This is a genomic window from Micromonospora sp. ATCC 39149, assembly GCF_000158815.1.
Taxonomy (GTDB): domain Bacteria; phylum Actinomycetota; class Actinomycetes; order Mycobacteriales; family Micromonosporaceae; genus Micromonospora.
In genome coordinates this window covers 5,446,592-5,463,313 of record NZ_GG657738.1, presented here as the reverse complement: position 1 = coordinate 5,463,313, position 16,722 = coordinate 5,446,592, and the positions used below count along the sequence as shown (strand labels likewise).

The 16,722-nt window shown below is 69.9% G+C and carries 17 protein-coding genes and 2 pseudogenes; 10 read left to right on the top strand and 9 right to left on the bottom strand.

What is annotated here, in order from left to right:
* Positions 1-223: 223 nt before the first annotated feature.
* Complete coding sequence (locus tag MCAG_RS23965; protein WP_007075548.1) at positions 224-418, bottom strand: helix-hairpin-helix domain-containing protein; 195 nt, start codon at positions 416-418, stop codon at positions 224-226.
* Positions 419-966: 548 nt separating this feature from the next.
* On the opposite strand from MCAG_RS23965, the gene MCAG_RS23960 reads away from it, so the two are divergent.
* On the top strand, positions 967-1,548 hold the full coding sequence (locus MCAG_RS23960; RefSeq protein WP_007071718.1) for a hypothetical protein: 582 nt from the start codon (positions 967-969) through the stop codon (positions 1,546-1,548).
* Between the two features lie 622 nt (positions 1,549-2,170).
* Here the strand turns inward: MCAG_RS23960 and MCAG_RS35960 are convergent.
* Together MCAG_RS35960 and MCAG_RS23950 are read right to left on the bottom strand one after the other, a co-directional pair.
* Entirely contained in the window at positions 2,171-3,172 is a 1,002-nt protein-coding gene (locus MCAG_RS35960) for a glycoside hydrolase family 11 protein (RefSeq protein ID WP_007075546.1), read from the bottom strand.
* 131 nt (positions 3,173-3,303) lie between these two features.
* Positions 3,304-5,070, bottom strand: coding sequence for an RNA polymerase sigma factor (locus MCAG_RS23950; protein WP_232290257.1), 1,767 nt, complete (start codon positions 5,068-5,070; stop codon positions 3,304-3,306).
* Between the two features lie 687 nt (positions 5,071-5,757).
* On the opposite strand from MCAG_RS23950, the gene MCAG_RS23945 reads away from it, so the two are divergent.
* On the top strand, positions 5,758-7,245 hold the full coding sequence (locus MCAG_RS23945) for a non-reducing end alpha-L-arabinofuranosidase family hydrolase (protein WP_007075544.1): 1,488 nt from the start codon (positions 5,758-5,760) through the stop codon (positions 7,243-7,245).
* Positions 7,246-7,286: 41 nt separating this feature from the next.
* Here MCAG_RS23945 and MCAG_RS23940 read toward each other — a convergent pair whose 3' ends face one another.
* From MCAG_RS23940 to MCAG_RS23930, 4 genes are all read right to left on the bottom strand, one after another.
* Entirely contained in the window at positions 7,287-7,526 is a 240-nt protein-coding gene (locus MCAG_RS23940; RefSeq protein ID WP_007075543.1) for a hypothetical protein, read from the bottom strand.
* Positions 7,527-7,529: 3 nt separating this feature from the next.
* Positions 7,530-8,732, bottom strand: coding sequence for a helix-turn-helix domain-containing protein (locus tag MCAG_RS23935; protein WP_036374990.1), 1,203 nt, complete (start codon positions 8,730-8,732; stop codon positions 7,530-7,532).
* A complete protein-coding gene (locus tag MCAG_RS33880; protein WP_198141612.1) occupies positions 8,719-8,883 on the bottom strand; it encodes a hypothetical protein in 165 nt (54 codons plus the stop codon). Before MCAG_RS33880 ends, MCAG_RS23935 begins: the two co-directional genes overlap by 14 nt.
* A gap of 187 nt (positions 8,884-9,070) precedes the next feature.
* On the bottom strand, positions 9,071-10,282 hold the full coding sequence (locus MCAG_RS23930; RefSeq protein ID WP_007075541.1) for a helix-turn-helix domain-containing protein: 1,212 nt from the start codon (positions 10,280-10,282) through the stop codon (positions 9,071-9,073).
* Positions 10,283-10,500: 218 nt separating this feature from the next.
* Between MCAG_RS23930 and MCAG_RS36345 the strand changes: the two are divergent.
* Positions 10,501-10,613: pseudogene (locus tag MCAG_RS36345) on the top strand (site-specific integrase); the annotation flags it as partial.
* Between the two features lie 363 nt (positions 10,614-10,976).
* Here the strand turns inward: MCAG_RS36345 and MCAG_RS23925 are convergent.
* On the bottom strand, positions 10,977-11,789 hold the full coding sequence (locus MCAG_RS23925) for a protein phosphatase 2C domain-containing protein (RefSeq protein WP_007075540.1): 813 nt from the start codon (positions 11,787-11,789) through the stop codon (positions 10,977-10,979).
* A gap of 5 nt (positions 11,790-11,794) precedes the next feature.
* Complete coding sequence (locus tag MCAG_RS23920; protein ID WP_007075539.1) at positions 11,795-12,625, bottom strand: RNA polymerase sigma factor; 831 nt, start codon at positions 12,623-12,625, stop codon at positions 11,795-11,797.
* A 234-nt stretch (positions 12,626-12,859) separates the two neighbouring features.
* Between MCAG_RS23920 and MCAG_RS23915 the strand changes: the two genes are divergently transcribed.
* The 7 genes and pseudogenes from MCAG_RS23915 to MCAG_RS33875 form a co-directional block, all read left to right on the top strand.
* Positions 12,860-13,234, top strand: a complete 375-nt coding sequence (locus MCAG_RS23915) for a DUF6284 family protein (RefSeq protein ID WP_036374986.1) — start codon at positions 12,860-12,862, stop codon at positions 13,232-13,234.
* Positions 13,234-13,599 (top strand): RRQRL motif-containing zinc-binding protein, encoded by a 366-nt coding sequence (locus tag MCAG_RS23910; RefSeq protein WP_036374983.1) that lies wholly within the window; start codon positions 13,234-13,236, stop codon positions 13,597-13,599. The genes MCAG_RS23915 and MCAG_RS23910 overlap by 1 nt, the downstream gene beginning before the upstream one ends.
* 136 nt (positions 13,600-13,735) lie before the next feature.
* Positions 13,736-14,044, top strand: coding sequence for a hypothetical protein (locus MCAG_RS23905; RefSeq protein WP_036377908.1), 309 nt, complete (start codon positions 13,736-13,738; stop codon positions 14,042-14,044).
* Positions 14,044-14,913: a DUF2637 domain-containing protein gene (locus tag MCAG_RS23900; protein WP_007075535.1), complete on the top strand. Its 870-nt coding sequence runs from the start codon at positions 14,044-14,046 to the stop codon at positions 14,911-14,913. The genes MCAG_RS23905 and MCAG_RS23900 overlap by 1 nt, the downstream gene beginning before the upstream one ends.
* A gap of 86 nt (positions 14,914-14,999) precedes the next feature.
* Positions 15,000-15,464, top strand: a complete 465-nt coding sequence (locus tag MCAG_RS23895) for a Pycsar system effector family protein (protein WP_007075534.1) — start codon at positions 15,000-15,002, stop codon at positions 15,462-15,464.
* A gap of 152 nt (positions 15,465-15,616) precedes the next feature.
* Positions 15,617-16,000 carry a hypothetical protein gene (locus tag MCAG_RS23890; protein WP_036374980.1) on the top strand — a complete coding sequence of 128 codons (384 nt, stop codon included), beginning with the start codon at positions 15,617-15,619 and terminating at the stop codon, positions 15,998-16,000.
* A pseudogene (locus MCAG_RS33875) lies at positions 16,000-16,722 on the top strand (conjugal transfer protein TraB); the annotation flags it as partial. The gene MCAG_RS23890 and the pseudogene MCAG_RS33875, both read left to right, overlap by 1 nt.

The window sequence follows — 16,722 nt, the reverse complement described above, 5'->3', positions numbered from 1 at the left end:
GGGCGGCGACCAGGCCCGGCCGGCAGGCTCCCCGCGGCCTTCGGGGCGGGCGGCCTGCCACCGTTGCTGCCGCGGCGGACGCGGCCCGGCAGCACTGAGCCCGGTGCCGGGTTCGGTGACCAGGTAACGGGGTCGGGTCAGGTGCCTGGCCCGCTGAGCTGCCAGCCTGCCGCCTCGAGCTGCCGGCTGCCGAGTTGCCGGGCGCGCTGTGACGGGGGAGGCCCTATCCCAGGCTCAGATCGTGCTGCTCCAGCGCGCTCTGAATGATCCCGAGCGCCTTCGGTCCCATGCCATGCAGTTTGGCCAGGTCGGCACGCGGCACTCCCACAAGATCGCGCAGCGTCGAATAGCCGGCGTTGTTCAGGGCCCGCGTCGCTGGCGCACCGATCTTCGGCAGGCTGTCGAGGACAGAACTCACTTCGCTGACTTTAGCGAACAGTCCTCACCCCTTCACCCTCACCTGCGGCAACGCCTCGCCGGCGGCGTCCACCAGACCGCCAACCTGAATGCCGAGATCCTGGCCTGCGGTCACGAGGCAGCCTGCGTGTGCTGCGGACTGGCCCACCACCGCCTGGATCGGCCGCCTGTGCCTGTGAATCGATCACAGTGGCCGACCCGGGGTGTTGGCCAGGCCCGACCGGCACTGAGGATTGTCGATGTTGTGGGAGTGGATCGGGGCGTGATGGAATGGCTCACATCGCCGCAGCGCGGGGGCAACCGTGCTGGGAACGGCCAACCCGGGAGCATCGCAGTGCCCGCAGCACGCAGCTACGCCAGAAGCTCGCGTGCCGCACTGCCGGGCCATCGCTACGACGACGGGCGTCTGCCGGGCAGGGCATCCTCGCCCGCCGTACGTACTCCCAGTACCTCCCCCCGGGTGGCCGACGCGTTCGACGTCTGACACGTCGGGGGAGTCCGATGCGGTCTGCCAACGCACCAGAACCGGCGACGAGGTGAGAAGCAATCATGATTGCTCAGAGGAGTTTCGCGGGGTGGTACCGGCACCGCCTGGTGTGGGTGGCGGTGATCCTGCTGGCGACGTTGGCCGGCACGGTCGTACTGGTCAACCGGGCCGGCCCGGAGGCGGAGCCGGCGGATGTGCACGCGCAGGTCATGACCCGGATGCGGGCCACGCTCGAACAGGCGGACCCGGGGCAGCACAACCACGCCGGACACGGTGGCCAGCAGGCGGCGACCGGGAAGGAGAAACCGGCGGTGATCTGCGGGGTCCGCGTCTACGGCTACGAGCCGGCCGAGGTCACCACGCTCGCTGACGTGCGGACGGTCTACGGCTTCCACCTCTGCGGCGTCGCCGAGCAGAAGCGCCCCTGGGACGTTGCAGTCAAGCTGGCCGGCCCGGTGATCATCGACATGTCCAGCGAGCCCCCGGGCATCCAGGTGGTCGAGGCGACCGCCGACACCAGGTTCGTCGACCGGCTGCGGGAGATGTTCCCGGACAAGTACGAGGAGTTGGCGCTCAAGGAGGCGCTGGCCGAATCGGAGATGGCCGATCTGCGCCGCCGGTACGACGCCGCAGCGGGGATCTGACCATGCTGGGCGGCCGGACTGCGCCGCCGCATGGTTCCATCCTGCCCGATGTGTCGCACGCGTGCGGTGTGCATGACCCTGCCTGTCGTTCTGTACGCGATCGGCACCCGAGCCGCCGCAGCGCGAGGAACGGAGCAGCACGGATGAAGATCGGCATTCTCGGGACGGGCGGTATGGCTGTGGCGCTCGGCGCCGCATGGTGGGCTGCCTTGCTGGGAACCCTCAGCCATGGCGGGGCCGCAGGCTCTTGTGCTTGCGGCCCCGCTCGGGCGTTGGGGTCAGGACGGGTCGCCGTACTGGAGGCCACGTCCGTTGGTGCCGACATAGACGCGGCCGTAGGTGTCGGGGTCGCCGGCGATGACGCCGACGCCGCCGATGCTGCCCCACTGGTGGGCGTCGTCGTAGGCGCGGAGCCAGGTGGCGCCCTTGCCGGTGGAGCGGAAGACACCGTGACGTTCCTGACGGTACCGATCAGGTACAGGGACTGGTAGGCGCCGCCCAGCGCGGCCTTGCCGAAGCCGAGGGCGGAGGCGGACTGCACCGTTGTGAGCGTGGTGAAGCTGCGGCTGACGCTGACACTGAGGCGAGTGACGACCCGGCCGACCTGCCGGCGTCAGTCCTCTCACGACGACCGGATCGTGCCGCCCGGTCTGCGCGCCGCGCGTTCTGCCGCCGGTCGGCGGCGCCTCAGCAGCATCCCCGTGGCAGCGCCAGCGGTCAGTAGCACGCCGGCCCCGGCGAGCCACACGACGCCCGTACCGCCGAGGGTTGCGGCTGCGGGAGCCGGTACGTCGCCGTCGGCCACCGGCGGAGGCGCCGACATCGTGGCCGGGAGTGGGGACGTGGACAGCGCTGCGGAGAGTGGGGCCCTGGACGGCGCTGCTGAGGCGGGGCTCGCGGATGCCGCGGCGGATTTCTTGGGAGTCGGCGACGCCGTGGCTGTCGCCGTGGCCTTCGTCGGCTGCGGGGTGCTGCGGGGTGGGGCGGAGCTGCCCACCGTTATGTTGGAGTTCCCGCTGCTTTGATATCCCTCTGTGGCCAGCATCATGTAGCTGAAGCTGCCCAGCTTCATTCCGTGGCGGGCCCACGCGTCGAAGTGGTTGCCCGTCGTTATGGTGCCGCCCGTCCTCTTGGATCGCCGGACGCTCCAGTACTGATCGAAGGTCGCGATGCCCTCGATGGACGGGGCGTCGTGTCGCGTCGTCTGGTAGATGTCATACGTGCCGCCGTCGCTGGTGACCGTGCCCTTGTGCGTTCCCGTGGGTCGGTAGGTGCCCCAACTGTCGACGATGTAGTACTCCACGAGTGGGTCGGTCGTCCACCCGTAGAGAGTCAGGTAGGCATTGCCCGACGGATTGAAGCTGCCCGAGTAGCTCACACTTCTACGTCCGCCGGTGCGCCAGCCCTTACCGGCGACGAAGTTCCCGACTTTGCTCCACGAAGTGCGGTAGTTGCCCCCAGGTCCGAGGGTCATGGAGACCGATCCAGCGCGATCGGTCCAGAACGAATAGTGATAGCCGTTGTCGTTGCCGGCCTGGTAGCCGGTCTGGCCTGAGGTTATGGTCGTGTCGGCGTGGGCGGTGCCGGACAGGGTCACCGTGGCCGCGGCCACGGCCAGCGCCACGGCGCAGGCGCCGCGCTGGAGCAGCCCGGCGCGGCCACGTGTGCGCCTCGTCGGGTGGGCGGGGGCGTTGTTCATGCACGTTCCTCCGGTGGGGGCTGGCTCGGTCTGACCCTTTCGATCGAGTTCCACGGTCAGGGCTGCTGGAAGTTGGGAGTGGTCCATATCCGCTGGGCCAGGTAGTCCTTGACCCGGGTGACGTATCCCTCGGCCGCGCTGGTGTGCCACCGCCCGGAGAACCACACGCCCACGCAGCCCCACGCGTCGCCGGCCTTGTACTGGGATCCGCGCTCGACCGTGTTGAGCCAGGTCATCTTGCCCTCGTAGCAGGACCGCCAGACCGCGTACCCGTAATCGAGGTTCATGGCCGTGGACTTCTCGACGCCCGGGAACGCGTGCGTGTTGTAGGGGTAGCGGACCTGGAGCATCCCGTAGCTTTCCGGGCACTTGCCTGGGGTCCCGTCCACCCCGAGACCGTGGTCGGCCGGACAGCGCGAGGCGTCGGTGCCCCAGTCGCCCTTGTTGTCCATCCGCCACCAGCTCTCGATGGCGGCCTGCGCCTTGACCATGTCCTCGTCGACACCCCACTTGCAGGCCGCCCAGCGCAGGATCTGCTCGGTCGTGCCGGTGAACTTCCCGTCGACGCGGGTCAGCGGGGCGCTGGCACCCGGCACGGTGTGGCCCATGGTCTTGTTGGCGCTCGCGTTGACCGCCTTGTTCTCGCGGATGGCCTTGGCCCGCACCGCGGCGGCGCACTGTGCGCCCGATGGCAGCTTGGCGCCGGGCGGCAGCAACCGGAACCGGCCGGAGGGCAACGCCGTCGGCGACGTGGTGGGTTTCGGGCTGGCCAACGAGGGGGACGGTGACGTGGCCGCGCTCGGGGCGGCGGCCGGTTGCGCCGACGCCGTATGCGCAGCGGCCGTCGGCACGGTGAACGACGCCGACGCCGACGCCGCGCGCGACGACGGCGCATCGAACACCCCGGCACCGTACGCCGCGACCGTGCCACCGCCGAGGACCGACATGGCGGCCACCGCAGCCACCGCCGGCTTCGCGGACAGCGCGGATCCGACCTTGGCGAACCAACCGGACGAATGGCCGCTACCGGCAACCGACACTTCGACACCAGCCCGCAACGCGGGCAGGTCGAACCCGACCGGCAGCGGGACCATGGACAACGCGACCAGCAGCCGGTCGGCCGGCACGAGATCGGTCCAGCCATCGACACAGCTGCCGCACTCGCGGGTATGACGGGCGAACCGCTTGCGCCACAACGTCGACGGCCGGCCATCCCAGTCGCGGGCCAGATGGGCAAGCTCGGCGCACCGCGGCGATGCCCGCAGCGCCCGCACGATGGCTCGGGCCGCGTCCAACTGCCCTCTCATCCGCTGCACCCGCACGGTCGCCTGCTGCGGCGTCAGCTCCAACGCACCAGCCAGCTCCGAGCGGGTCAGCTCGCCGGCGGCCTCCAGCCACCACAGCGACAGCAGATGACGGTCGTCGTCGTCGAGCCACCGGGTCGCCTCGGCGACCTCACGGCGCTGCCCCTGCAGGCCGAGCTTGGCGATGGTCAGGTCCACGAAGTCGGCCCCAGGATCGCTGAGGTCCACATCCAGATCGGCACGGCGCGGCCAACGGCTGCTGGCTCGCCACCGCCCACGCACCTGCTGGATCGCGATCGTCACCAGCCACGACCGGAACCGTTGCGGATCACGCAGGCCCGGCAGCCCACGCACCGCGTGCAGCATCGTCTCCTGCACGACGTCATCGACATCGGCGTGCCCGTCCATCGACCGGCCGACGATGTTGTACACCAACGGCAGGCACGCCGCCACGAGCCCATCCAGCGCCGCCTGGTTTCCGCCCATCGCGGCGGCCACCGTCGCAGGATCGAACCTCACGTCCTGGTACACCTGTGTCGACCTTTCACGCGCCATCGGCATCTCACGGTCCCTGGTCAAGGAGATGCACGCGCGGAGGCGGCATGGCAGAAATCCTGAGAACTGATGTCGAGGAAATTCCAACCGGCTGGGCTGGGCGTGACAGCCGCGCGTGGCCGCGGGCGACGTCCGGGCCGGCCGGCGGCGAGAATCGGCAGCTCAGGCACGTTGGCCAGGGTGAGGGGGCCGCAGCGGCGGACGATCCGCGTCGTCGAGTGGTCCGCCTAACTCCGGCGTTGGGTGTCACGGCGGGTAACCCAACCAAACGGGCGGTGTCCTGCGCAAGCGCGTCCCAGCCCGGGCACATGCGCCAACATTCAGCTACGCACAGTAACGCACTGGTGCGGCGGGTGCGGGAACGGCGGTGCGGCTGCGAGCGTGCAACGCAAGGACTTCCTTCGAAACATTCCGGTTACATCTTGACGCCGTCAGTGTTATCACTCACAGTCCCTGTGGTGCGTCCAGTCGCACCGCCGGCTGGCCGCCTGTCGCCCACATCACCCACATGTTCCTACCCGGATCGCCGTCGGCGAATGTTAACGCTAACAACGGTGCTACCTGGGCCTTTGCCCGTGCGCTGGTGTCGTCGGTCCGCGCCGATGGGGCCGCCGCAGGTCGGCCATCCCAAATTATGGAAGGAGAGCTGCTATGTCGGTTGGGTTTGCGCGCCCCGTGAGGTGGCGTCGTCGGTGGCGGTCGGGGTTGGCCGCTGCGGCGGTCATGGCGGTCGTGGGCGGGCTGCTCACGGTGGCCACGCCGGCGTCGGCCGCGACGGTGGAGACCACCGCCTGGTACGTGCTGGTGAACCGCAACAGCGGCAAGGCCCTCGACGTCAACGGCGCGTCCACCGCCGACGGCGCCCAGTTCATCCAGTGGAACCGCACCAACGCCAACAACCAGCAGTTCCAGTTCGTGGACTCCGGCAGCGGCTACTACCGGCTCAAGGCCCGCCACTCCGGCAAGGTCGCCGCCGTGTCCGGCTCCTCCACCGCCAACGTCGCGGCGATCGTGCAGGCAACCGACACCAACGGCACCAACCAGCAGTTCCGGCTCGCCGACTCCGACAGCGGCTACGTCCGACTGATCAACCGCAACAGCGGCAAGGCCATCGAGGTGGGGGGCCTGTCGACCGCCGACGGCGCCAACATCCAGCAGTACGACGACTGGAACGGCGCCAACCAGCAGTGGCAACTCGTCCGCGTCGACGGCGGCACCGGCACGTGCGCGCTCCCCTCCACGTACCGCTGGACATCGACCGGCCCGCTGGCGCAACCGGCGCCGGGATGGGTCGCGCTCAAGGACTTCAGCGCCGTCGTCCACAACGGCAAGAAGGTCGTCTATGCCACGACGCACGACACCGTCGCCGGTGCACAGGGGAAGTGGGAATCGATGATGTTCAGCCCCTTCACCAACTGGTCTGACATGGCGTCGGCCACCCAGACCAAACTGCCTTTCAACGCTGTCGCGCCCACCCTTCTGTACCACGCCCCGAAGAACATCTGGGTGCTGGCGTACCAGTGGGGTGGCCCGGCGTTCTCCTACCGCACCTCGACCGACCCCACCAACCCCAACGGCTGGTCCGCGCCTCAGACGCTGTTCACGGGCAGCCTCCCCACCGGGGCTCCCATCGACCAGACGCTCATCGCCGACGGCACGAACATGTACCTGTTCTTCGCCGACGACCTCGGCAACATCTACCGCGCCAGCATGCCCCTCGGGAACTTCCCGGGCAGCTTCGGTTCGAGCTACACGAGGATCATGAGCGACACGCCGCAGAGGCTGTTCGAAGCGGTCGAGGTCTACAAGGTCCAGGGCCAGAACCAGTACCTCATGATCGTCGAGGCGCAGAGTTCGCAGGGCCGCTACTTCCGCTCGTTCACGGCCACCAGCCTCGACGGCACGTGGACACCGCAGGCCGACACCCTGACCAACCCCTTCGCCGGCAAGGCCAACAGCAACGCCACCTGGACCAACGACATCAGCCACGGCGATCTGGTCCGCACCAACCCCGACCAGACCAAGACCATCGACCCGTGCAACCTGGAGTTCCTCTACCAGGGGCGCGACCCCCGCTCCGACGGCCAGGACTACGGCATCCTGCCGTACCGTCCGGGCGTGCTGACCCTGCAGCGCTAGCCCGCACTCCACGGCGCGCTCCGCAGGCAGGTGATCCGAGGTCATCCGGTCTGCCGCGGCTCCTCCCGGTCGGGTTGGCTCGGGAGGGTCGCGGCAGACCGCTGCGGTGCTTCCTCGGCGGTGTCGATGACGGTGCGGGCGGCGGTCGCCACCGGGCAGTCCGGTGTTCGGCAGGTCGGGCAGCGGCCGTCGGGGCCGGGTCGGTGGGCGCGGAGGATCGCGCGGGCGGTGAGGGTCAGCCGGTTGCGGATCTGGGCCAGGGACAGGAACGGGGCGGTCACGGTTCAGGTCACCCCGAGGGTCGCGGCGAGCTGGACGATCGTGGCCGGGGCGTGCGGGTCGCGGGCGACCTGGGCGACGACGTCCCGGGCGGCGGGGCGCTGGCGTACCTCGGCCGGCGCGGTGCGGTCGGCCTCGACCAGGGCCCGCGCCGCGTTGGTCGGGTCGTCGGTGTGCAGGTAGGCGCGGGTGGCGTCGAGCAGGTGCGCGGCCCGGTGCTCGACCGGTAGCCACCGCCACCCGTCCCGCGCGGTGGTCTTCTCGTGCCCGACGACGGCGTCGTGGGCGTGGCCCAGGTCGAGGGCGACAGCGACCCGGGCCAGGTCCACGGCGGTCGGCCCGAACGCCGTCCGGTGGTGGTCGTGGCCGTCGCCGACGCGGGCGGCCATGGCGGCGGCCTCGTCGAGCAGGTCGGCGGCGGTGCGGTCGTCGCCGTGGCGGGCGGCGGCCAGGGCCGCCTGGACGAGCAGCGTCCCGCACAGTGACAGCTGCGGCGGTGGCGCGTCGTCGGGGTCGGGCGGCGCGATCCGGTACGCGGCGGCCAGCGCCGTCGACAACGCCGCCCGCACCCGGCCCGAGGCACGCAACACCTGGCCGAGCTGCACAGCGGCGGCAGCCACCAGGACGGGGTCCCCGGTCGCGGTGAGCATCGCCCGGTCGGCGGCCAGCCAGGCCAGATCGACCTCGCCCAGCTTCACCAGCAGCGACGCGGTCACCCGGTACGCCTCCACCAACGCTGCCCGCCCCTGCTCCGGGTTGTCGGCGTGGGCGTGCTGCGCGGCGGCCAGCAGCTCCGGGAGCATCGCGGTCACCTGCGGATATCGGGCGTGCTGGAAGGTGATCCACGCGTGGGCGACATCTTGCGCCAGCCGGTCCGCCGCCAGCACCCGGCGGCGGGCCGGCTGGCGTCCCACCGCGACGTCGTACGTCGACAGCGCCTCCCGGACATGTTCCACGCCCTCGACCCGCCCGGTCACGTCGGCGGGCTGGGCGTCCCGGCCCAGCAGGACCGCCGCGTCGATGCGCAGGACGGCGGCAATGTCGTGCAGGGTCGACACCTTGTCCAGTGATCGGATGCCCCGCTCGACCTTGTCGACCCAGCTCTTGGACTTGCCGAGCCGGTCGGCGAACACCTGCTGCGACAACTTGCGCCGACCCCGCCAGTACGCGACCCGCCGGCCCACCGGCAGCGACTCAAGGCTGTCCACGACGCCACCGCCGGTCGGGTACGGCCCGGGTGGTCTCCTCGGCCGGTATCCGCTCGGCCTCGGCCTGCGCCAGGATCCGCCGTCGGGCGGCCTCCCGCTCCGCCTGCTGGATCTGCTCGCCCCTGCCCTCGACCGGGCCGGTGTCGCCCATTCCCCACCTCCGCTGGTAGGGGCGCGGCGGCGTGCTCGTGGAAGGACCGACACCGCCGCGCCCGGCTCCGGGCGGGTCTCGACGATCTCATGGGTTCGCGCCGATTCCGCCCTCGGTCACAGCATTGAGCGATCGGGCGGTTACTCAAAGGTGTCGGGTGTCCGCTGGGCGGGTCGACTGTCCTCTGTCAGCCGGCGGGCCGGTACGCCTCGCACACCTCGCGCAACGCCGACGCCTCCGCCGTGTCAGTCTGCTCGACCCTTCGCAGCACCTCGCGCGCCCGCCACCAGTTCGACGGTGCCACCCGCCCGGAACGGATCGCCTCACCGGCGACAGCGCTGGCCTCGTCGGGCTGGCCTGCGGCCACCAATGCCAGGGCCAGGTCAAGACGAGCAGACGCGGACCGCCGTGGCCGGTCACCGCCGTCGCCGCGCGGGTCCAACTCCGCCAACGCCACCCGAGCCACCTGCTCGGCAGCCGGGTCACCCGCCCACGACAGCGTCGTCGCCGTGTACGCCAACGCCTTCGTCGGGTCGTACCGGTAGTGATGCTCGGCCCGTTCCGGCACGGGCAGGTTCGCGGTCAAACGCTCCAGGCGGTCCAGCGCGTCACGGGTCCGCCGCACGTCACCCACGCGCGCCCACCCCCGCGCCTCCTGCGCCGTCGCCTGAATGTGCGCCGAGCTGCCCCGAGGTGCCACCCGCTGGGCCTGCTGAGACAGGTCGATCGCCTGCCGATGCTCACCCTGGGTGAGACGGTCCCACGCCCCGGTCTCCAGACACCACGCCTGGATCCCCGCATGCTCGGCATGTTCGGCGAGCGCCGCAGCAGCGAGCAGGTGCGCGCCGGCTGCGGAACGCTGCCGAAGGTCGATGTGCACCGTCGCACGCAGCACGGTCAACCAGCCGCCGGCAACGACCAGACGCCGTCGCTGAGCCAGAGTGCCCCGGCCGTCGAGCAGCCGGCCCACGTACGCCAGGTGCCTACGCACCATCGGCAGCAGGTCTACCGGCGGGGTGATCGCGTACGCGCTGGCCAGGTCGTCGACGCTGGCCTCGATCCGGGCAAGCGTCTCGGCGCTCACATCGCTGGCCCGCACCCGGGCAAGCAGGTCATCGGCCTCAGCGTCATGGTCGACAGCCTGACCGACAAGCCGCGCGAGCGCACCGCCAGCCTGGAGCACCTCGTCAATATGCCGGGCCGTCTCGGGCGTCGGAGCCTTGGCACCCGTCTCCAGATCATGGAGATGGCTCTTGCCCCGGTGCGCGAGCTGCCCGAGCGCCCGGAGCGACAGACCCCGGTCGGCACGCAGAGCCCGCAACCGAGCCCCGAAACGCGGATCGACGTGCGACACAACGACGCCTCCAGCAGGAACGAGAATCCGCCCTACTCTCGTCAACGAACAACCACTACCGACAGTACAGGGAGAAATGATCGACCGTAACGGCTGCGGCTGCGGCTGAGTAGTAGGCAGGCGAGGACTGGACCACACTGAGGAGGCGGTTCAGCTTGCCGGCTTCTGCCGACTGGTGGCAGCCGCATCGACAAACACAGGTACCGAACGTCGTTGGTGCGCTATCAAGAGCGACCAATCTCGACGTTCGTATGCTCAGTAGCGGGCACTCCGGCACGGCCGTCACGGAGAAGGTCTACCGGCACCAGCTACGGCCGGTGCCACCCACAGGCACGTCGCCATGGATCGCATCTTCGCTCTCACTCCGGAGCGCTAGTCATCCAGAGAACGACAAAAGGCACATCCATCGATTGGACGTGCCTTCTGACCTGGTGGGCGATACTGGGATCGAACCAGTGACCTCTTCGGTGTGAACGAATGATCATGGAGCGCCGGCCAGCATCGACACCCCACTTGATGTTGGCCGATAGTCCGTCACCGTTCGCTGACGTACGCGGGTGTGAGGCTCGATTGTCACTCAGTTGGTCACGCAGTCAGCGCTTGTGACGGATGGACTCCCGCAGTACCAGGGGGCATGCCGCGCGAGTCGCCTGCCGGAAGCGCAGCGACACGCCTCCGGCCCCGCTCTCGTCGCCGGCATGGTGCGCCGCGCGGGGGCAGGCGGGGCCTTTGGGCTGCCCTATCGAGGGTCGGCTACGTACACGAGGGTGGCGTCATCGCTCTTCTTGTTGCGAGGCCACTGGAGGGCAACCGGGTCGGACTCTTCGAGCTGGCGCACGCGCCGGAGCACTTCGCTTGGCCCTTGATTCTCCAACAGGTCGAGCATTCCTCTCCAGCTAACGTCATTGAACATCCGCACAAGCCTTGCCGCTCCATCGGTCAACAGGATCGACCGAGTGACGGTTTCAATGAGCACCGCTTCAACGATTGCGTGACTAACGACCGCGGGGTCTGCCGCCGAAACCCAGAATCCTCCCTCAGCGTTTCGGGCGGCAAGTTCAGCGTGCTTCATTCGGATCAGGGCATCGGCTTTCTCGGCGGATCCGATCGGGTATTTATCCGCTTCTCGGCGCTCTGCCTGCGCAGTCTTGTCTACCCGATCATCAATGATGACGCTTAGGTGTGATTCGGAAGCAAGGATGATGCCGACATCTCCGAGAACCAGGTATTCGAGGTGACTCGGCGTACGGCGGAGAATGGCCACGGCAGCCGAAGGTGTGCCGGGACTCGTTAGGTCGCAGTCGGGGTGCTTCTCAGCAACAACCTTGATCGCCGTTGCCAGTGCTGCCGGCAACGCCACTGACGCATTGCTTGCCTGTGCTGAGACTGCGGCACCGAGCTGCGCTGCGTACCAGGAGACGCCGTGGATGCAACCGGTGTCGGTCCGGGCGGTTGCACCGTCTAGCACCACGACCAGATTCGGCGACGCCGAGAACCAGTCTTCATTTAGCTTGTCTGCCTTCGACGGCTCTGACGCTGCAAGGATTCGCATACTTCTCAGCTTTCGTGGCGGTAGATCGGAGTCACGCGCTCACAGGAAAGAATCTTCCTTGGGTTGGTCGGGTCGTACTCGCAGCGAACCACCATCGAGAATCGGCGACTCTTAAGCTCCTTGTGGAGCTGAGCAAGGTTATTGGCGACGAAATGAGCAGCGCCTAGCGTTCCCTGCGCGTGGGTGCCAGCGAGGTACAGGAACGATCCCCTGCCATCAGGTCGGGGCAGGCGACCAACATAGCCGTAGTCTGCCGATTGCCCGTCGTCACGGGGAGAGCGATATTCGGTTTCGCCGTCGATAAGGTACCAACCGCGTTCGTCTGAGGCGAACCGCAGATGCGGATCGGCTTCCATTACCTGACCCACGAAAGGCAAGAGTCGTGGCGAGGTAAGGACAATGAGGTTCGGGCGATTCAGGTGCACGAACCCTGGGGGCGGTACTACCTCGTAATTGGCATCTAGTCCGACCGTCCGGGCCAGGTCCGCTAGGACGTTGTAGGCCGCGAAGCTCTCGGCCGAGAGCATGTCGCCCGGGTCGTGCCGGCCAGACTCCTGCTTGCCGCCGATGGCAACCGTCAACCGACCGGTGCCGAGAAAGGCGCGTTCGGGGCGAGTGCCAGCGGAGAGCAGTTGCGAGACCCGCGACCGAGACATGTCGAGCAGGTCTGCGATCTGCGCCTGCGTCATGCCGTCGACCAGGAGTTGTTCAAGGGCTTCCCGCCGGATTCGTGACAGTTCGGCGATCGCGGCTTGGTAGTCCTCGATCAGCGTGTGGGCGGCCCTTGCTCGCTCTCGCGTGTCGCCCACGGTGGCTACCGCTGCGGGGTCCTTCACCCGGCGCTCCCTTCGTCAAGGGGGCTAATCCTACCTGAGCTGCCTTGACCCACCCGAACGCCTGCCGCCCTGTCAGTGGGGGCGAACTCGCTTGTTAAGGGGGGTTGACTCGCCTGGGCGAGGCGTGTTCAACTTGTCGCCACCACCCCCCTGGATCACAGGGTTTAGGGGGATAAACTGCCGGCCTTGCCGGCAGCCGTCACGCTCTCGCCGTACCGGAAGGAACCGATCGAAGTGAGCCCTGACGACCGGCACGGACCGTCCGTCTCTGACCTGGCCGCGATCGAGGCCGAATGGCCGCTGATCGCCGCCGAACTCGACCTGCTCGACGCTGAGATCAGCCTGATCTACGCCGAGGACCACGGCGGCCCGTCGCCGCTGGACTGGCGACGGCTGCGCCGGGCCGAGGCCCGCGTCACCCGTACGGCCACCACGACTGTCCGCCCGTCTTGGAGCGCCGACGGGTGTATGTCGCACAGGCTGGCCGTGGTCGGCTGGACCGGTTGCGGCTACGGCTGCGAGATCGTGCGCTGTCCCGACTGCGGTGGTGAGCAGGTGCTTCACCGCACCGAGGACTGGTGCCGGGCCGGCATGGCTCACGCGGCCTGATGTCCCGCATCCGCGCCGCCTACTGGGACCCAGACGGGACCCGGTACGGCATCCCCACCTACTGGTGGCGGGGCGCCCCGCCCGGCTACGCCACCCGCCGCCAGTTGCGCGCCGCCGGCCTGCGCCCCGCCCAGCCGATTGCCGCTCAGGTGCTCTGGCGTGGCGTCGGCGGCACCCGCGCGGCGTACCTGTACCGGGTTGACCTGGCCCGGCCGAAGCGCACCGCCACCCCCGCCCAGCTTCGCGCCGTCCGCGCCGCGCTGACCGCGCGCCGCACCTGCCGCATCTGCGGCGTGACCCGCTCCTACTACATCCCGCGCTCCCTCGGTGAGTGCTTGACCTGCTTCGAAGGAGGTGCCTCGTGATCTGGCTGTTGCTGATCCTGCTGGGCGGTCCGCTGGTGATGCTCGCCCCGTTCGTCCTCGGCCACGCCCTCAACAGCGACGTTCCGACCGTGAAGGAGACGCTTCGATGACCACTCGCAAGACCCGCCGCGCCGTGATGGCGGAACTGATCTTGCTGGCCAACCCGACCGAGATCCGCTTCCGCTCCGACGGCACGTCGGTGGCGGTCGACTTCGACAGCATCGCCGACCTGAAGTCGTGGCTGCACCTGGCCGGACTCAACGACCCGGACATGCTGACCGGCGAGCACGACGGCACCACCGACGACGGCCGCCCCTACCGGCAGATGAACGCCTACCCGACGTGGCACGGCTGGGAGTTCTACGCCTCCGCTACCGAGTACACCGACGCCCCGGCGCTGGACGCGTCCACGGCGGACCGGCTCGCGGCTCTGGCGGTGGCCTGATGACCGCGCCGACGCTGAGCGTCTACCCCCGGTCGGTGGATGAGTTGATGCCGCAGGCTCACGACCTGGTCGCTCGGCTCGGTACGGTGCCCTCGCGTAACCGGATCAAGACGGAGTTGCGGGTCGGTGGGCCGAAGGCGGACGCCATCCTTGACCGGCTGACCCGCCCGACGGTCGACCCGGACGCCACCCCGACCGGCACCGCCCCCGACGCGGGTGCCGCCGACCGGCCGAAGGTTCACCCGGACCCCCACCCGGACGCCACCGAAGCCGACCCGCTCGCGCCGGACGCGCCCACGGTCCCGGGGCCGGACGCCTCGCCCGTGGTGGGCCCGGCACCGGACGTGGCCGAGGCACCCGAGGCCGCGTCGGGGCAGGCAGCACCCGCCGTAGACCCGGGCCCCAACATCACCACCACCCCGACCGCCAACCGGTCGACGGGCCGGGGATGGGCCTACGTCGGGGTGATTCTGGGCGGGGTGGTGTCGATCGCGGCGAACGTGGCGCACACCTACCTGCCGAAGCCGCCCGACGGCGCACCCACCGGGTGGGCACCGGACCCGGGCTGGTCCCCGTCGCCCCTAGCCGTGGCGCTGTCGGTGTTCTGGCCGGTGGCCCTGTTCGTCGCGGTGGAGATCCTGACCCGCATCCCCTGGGGCGAGGGATTCAGTTCCGTGGTCGCCCGGGTCGCGGGTGTGCTGCCGGTCGCGGTGGTCGCCGCCGTGGTGTCCTACCGGCACCTGTCCGGGCTGCTGGAGCACTTCGGCGAAGACCCGCTCACCATCGCCATCGGCCCCCTCGCCGTCGACGGCCTGATGGTCATGGCATCGGCCGCGCTGCTGGTCACGAACCGCCGTAGCCGTACGTAGCTTCGCCCGGCGGCACGGCCCCTGGGCCTGGAAACCTGTGCCGTGCCGCCGGCCCTCACTCCTCCTGATGGAAGGCGAGACCTGAGATGTTGCCAGATACCACGTTCCTCACCACCGAACTGGCCACCGTGCGCGCCGAGTTGGTCCGCGTGGACGCGAAAGCGTCAACGTTGCTCACCCTCGCCGGGACCGCCCTTACCGTCGGCCTGGCCGTGCTGGCCCGTGCTGACCTGCCCGTCCCCGCCCTCGCTACCGGCGCGGTAACGGTCGGCGTGATCGGTGTCGCCGTCGGGTTGCTGGCGTGCGCGGTGCGCCCGTCGCTCGGCGGCGGGCACGGCCTGATCCGCTACGCGACCAGCGCGCCGGGGGACCTAATGACCGACGCCGCGCTGCCGCCGCTAAGCATGGCGTCCCTGCGAGCACACGAACTGGTGTGGCTGTCCCGAACCACGGTGGCCAAGTACCACCGGGTCCGTACCGCCGTCGACCTGCTGCTGTCCGGGCTGGCCGGCACGGCGCTCACCGCCGCCCTGGTCCTGATCCTCGGCTGACCGGTCACCCGGCCGTGCCTGCCCGCACCCCTACGTCGGGGGGTTCGGGTGGGTGCGGGGGCCGACCGGCCCGCACCACCCCAGTGTTTGCGCCGGGCGCGGCGCGTCTGGACAACTCCCGCGCCCGGCCCTCCCTGAAGGAGAACCACAGCATGGCAGGCATGCCCCAGGAACGTGGCATCTTCACCGGTGCCGACGCCCTCACCGACAACGTCGCGTTGGTGGAGTGGTTCAACTCCACCCGCCGCATCCTGCACGCCGCCGCCCTGGAACTCGGCGTCACCGCCTCCGAACTCGACGCCCGGCTGCGCGCCGTCGGCGGCGGCGTCATGGTCGGCGGCCTCACCGGCCGCGCCCGCGCCCGGCAGGTCGCCCGACCCATCACCCACGCCTCCGAAGCCCTCGTCACGGCGTCGCAGTACATCGTGACCGCGTCGACCCGCTTCGAAGCCGTCTACCTGCCCGAGCTGGAGGCCGTCGGCTACAAGGCACGCCGCGACGGGTTCCGGTTCACCACCGGCGGGGGTGGCCGCTGATGGCCCGCGCCCGTACCCGGATGCCCCGCAACGGCGGACTCCCACCGGTCCGCTACTCCGTCGACCTCCGATCGGCCGCCATCCCCTACCTCGCCTGCCCCACCGGCTGTTTGCTCGCGTGGCCGGCCGCCGCCGCGTCGCACCACTGGTGGGGCACCAACCCGTGGGCCGCCGCCGGCATCACCGCCGCCGGCGGCGGACTCACCGCCCTCACCTGGGCCACCGGCCGCGCGCGGGGGGTCATCCGGCAGCGGGTGGCAACCCTGCTCACCGCGACCGGGTCGGCGTGGGCCCTTGGCGCGACCATCGGCGCACCCTGGGAACGGCCGTGGCTGGACGTGTGGGCCGGCGGCACCGTCGTCGCCTCGGTCGCGGTCGCGGTGATGCGGCTGATGGCCAAGGCCAACCCCGACGAACAGTCGACCACCACCGGCGGGGGTGGGCTGGCTGAGGCCGTCGCTGCCCTGCGGGATGCGCGGATCGGTCGGGCGAAGGTCGACGGGGCGAAGGTCCGCGCGTCGGTCACCATGCCCCACGGCGACACCCTCGCCGAGGTCGAAGGGTCCCGCGAGTCCATCGCGTCCGCCCTCGACGTTGCGCCGACGGCGGTGCGGGTGCACCGCAACCCCGACAGCGTCCGTACCGGTCACATCGAGGTGGTGCCGGTCGACCAGCTCCGCGACACCATCGCGTGGGCCGGCCCGTCCGCGCCCGGCCGCTCC

Excerpts from the sequence above, each read along its gene's own strand:
- MCAG_RS23960 (WP_007071718.1), top strand. The coding sequence starts at position 967 with ATGATTGCTCAGAGGAGTTTCGCGGGGTGGTACCGGCACCGCCTGGTG.
- MCAG_RS23945 (WP_007075544.1), top strand. The coding sequence starts at position 5,758 with ATGTCGGTTGGGTTTGCGCGCCCCGTGAGGTGGCGTCGTCGGTGGCGG.
- MCAG_RS33880 (WP_198141612.1), bottom strand. The coding sequence starts at position 8,883 with ATGGGCGACACCGGCCCGGTCGAGGGCAGGGGCGAGCAGATCCAGCAG.
- MCAG_RS23925 (WP_007075540.1), bottom strand. The coding sequence starts at position 11,789 with ATGCGAATCCTTGCAGCGTCAGAGCCGTCGAAGGCAGACAAGCTAAAT.
- MCAG_RS23910 (WP_036374983.1), top strand. The coding sequence starts at position 13,234 with ATGTCCCGCATCCGCGCCGCCTACTGGGACCCAGACGGGACCCGGTAC.
- MCAG_RS23905 (WP_036377908.1), top strand. The coding sequence starts at position 13,736 with ATGGCGGAACTGATCTTGCTGGCCAACCCGACCGAGATCCGCTTCCGC.
- MCAG_RS23900 (WP_007075535.1), top strand. The coding sequence starts at position 14,044 with ATGACCGCGCCGACGCTGAGCGTCTACCCCCGGTCGGTGGATGAGTTG.
- MCAG_RS23895 (WP_007075534.1), top strand. The coding sequence starts at position 15,000 with ATGTTGCCAGATACCACGTTCCTCACCACCGAACTGGCCACCGTGCGC.
- MCAG_RS23890 (WP_036374980.1), top strand. The coding sequence starts at position 15,617 with ATGGCAGGCATGCCCCAGGAACGTGGCATCTTCACCGGTGCCGACGCC.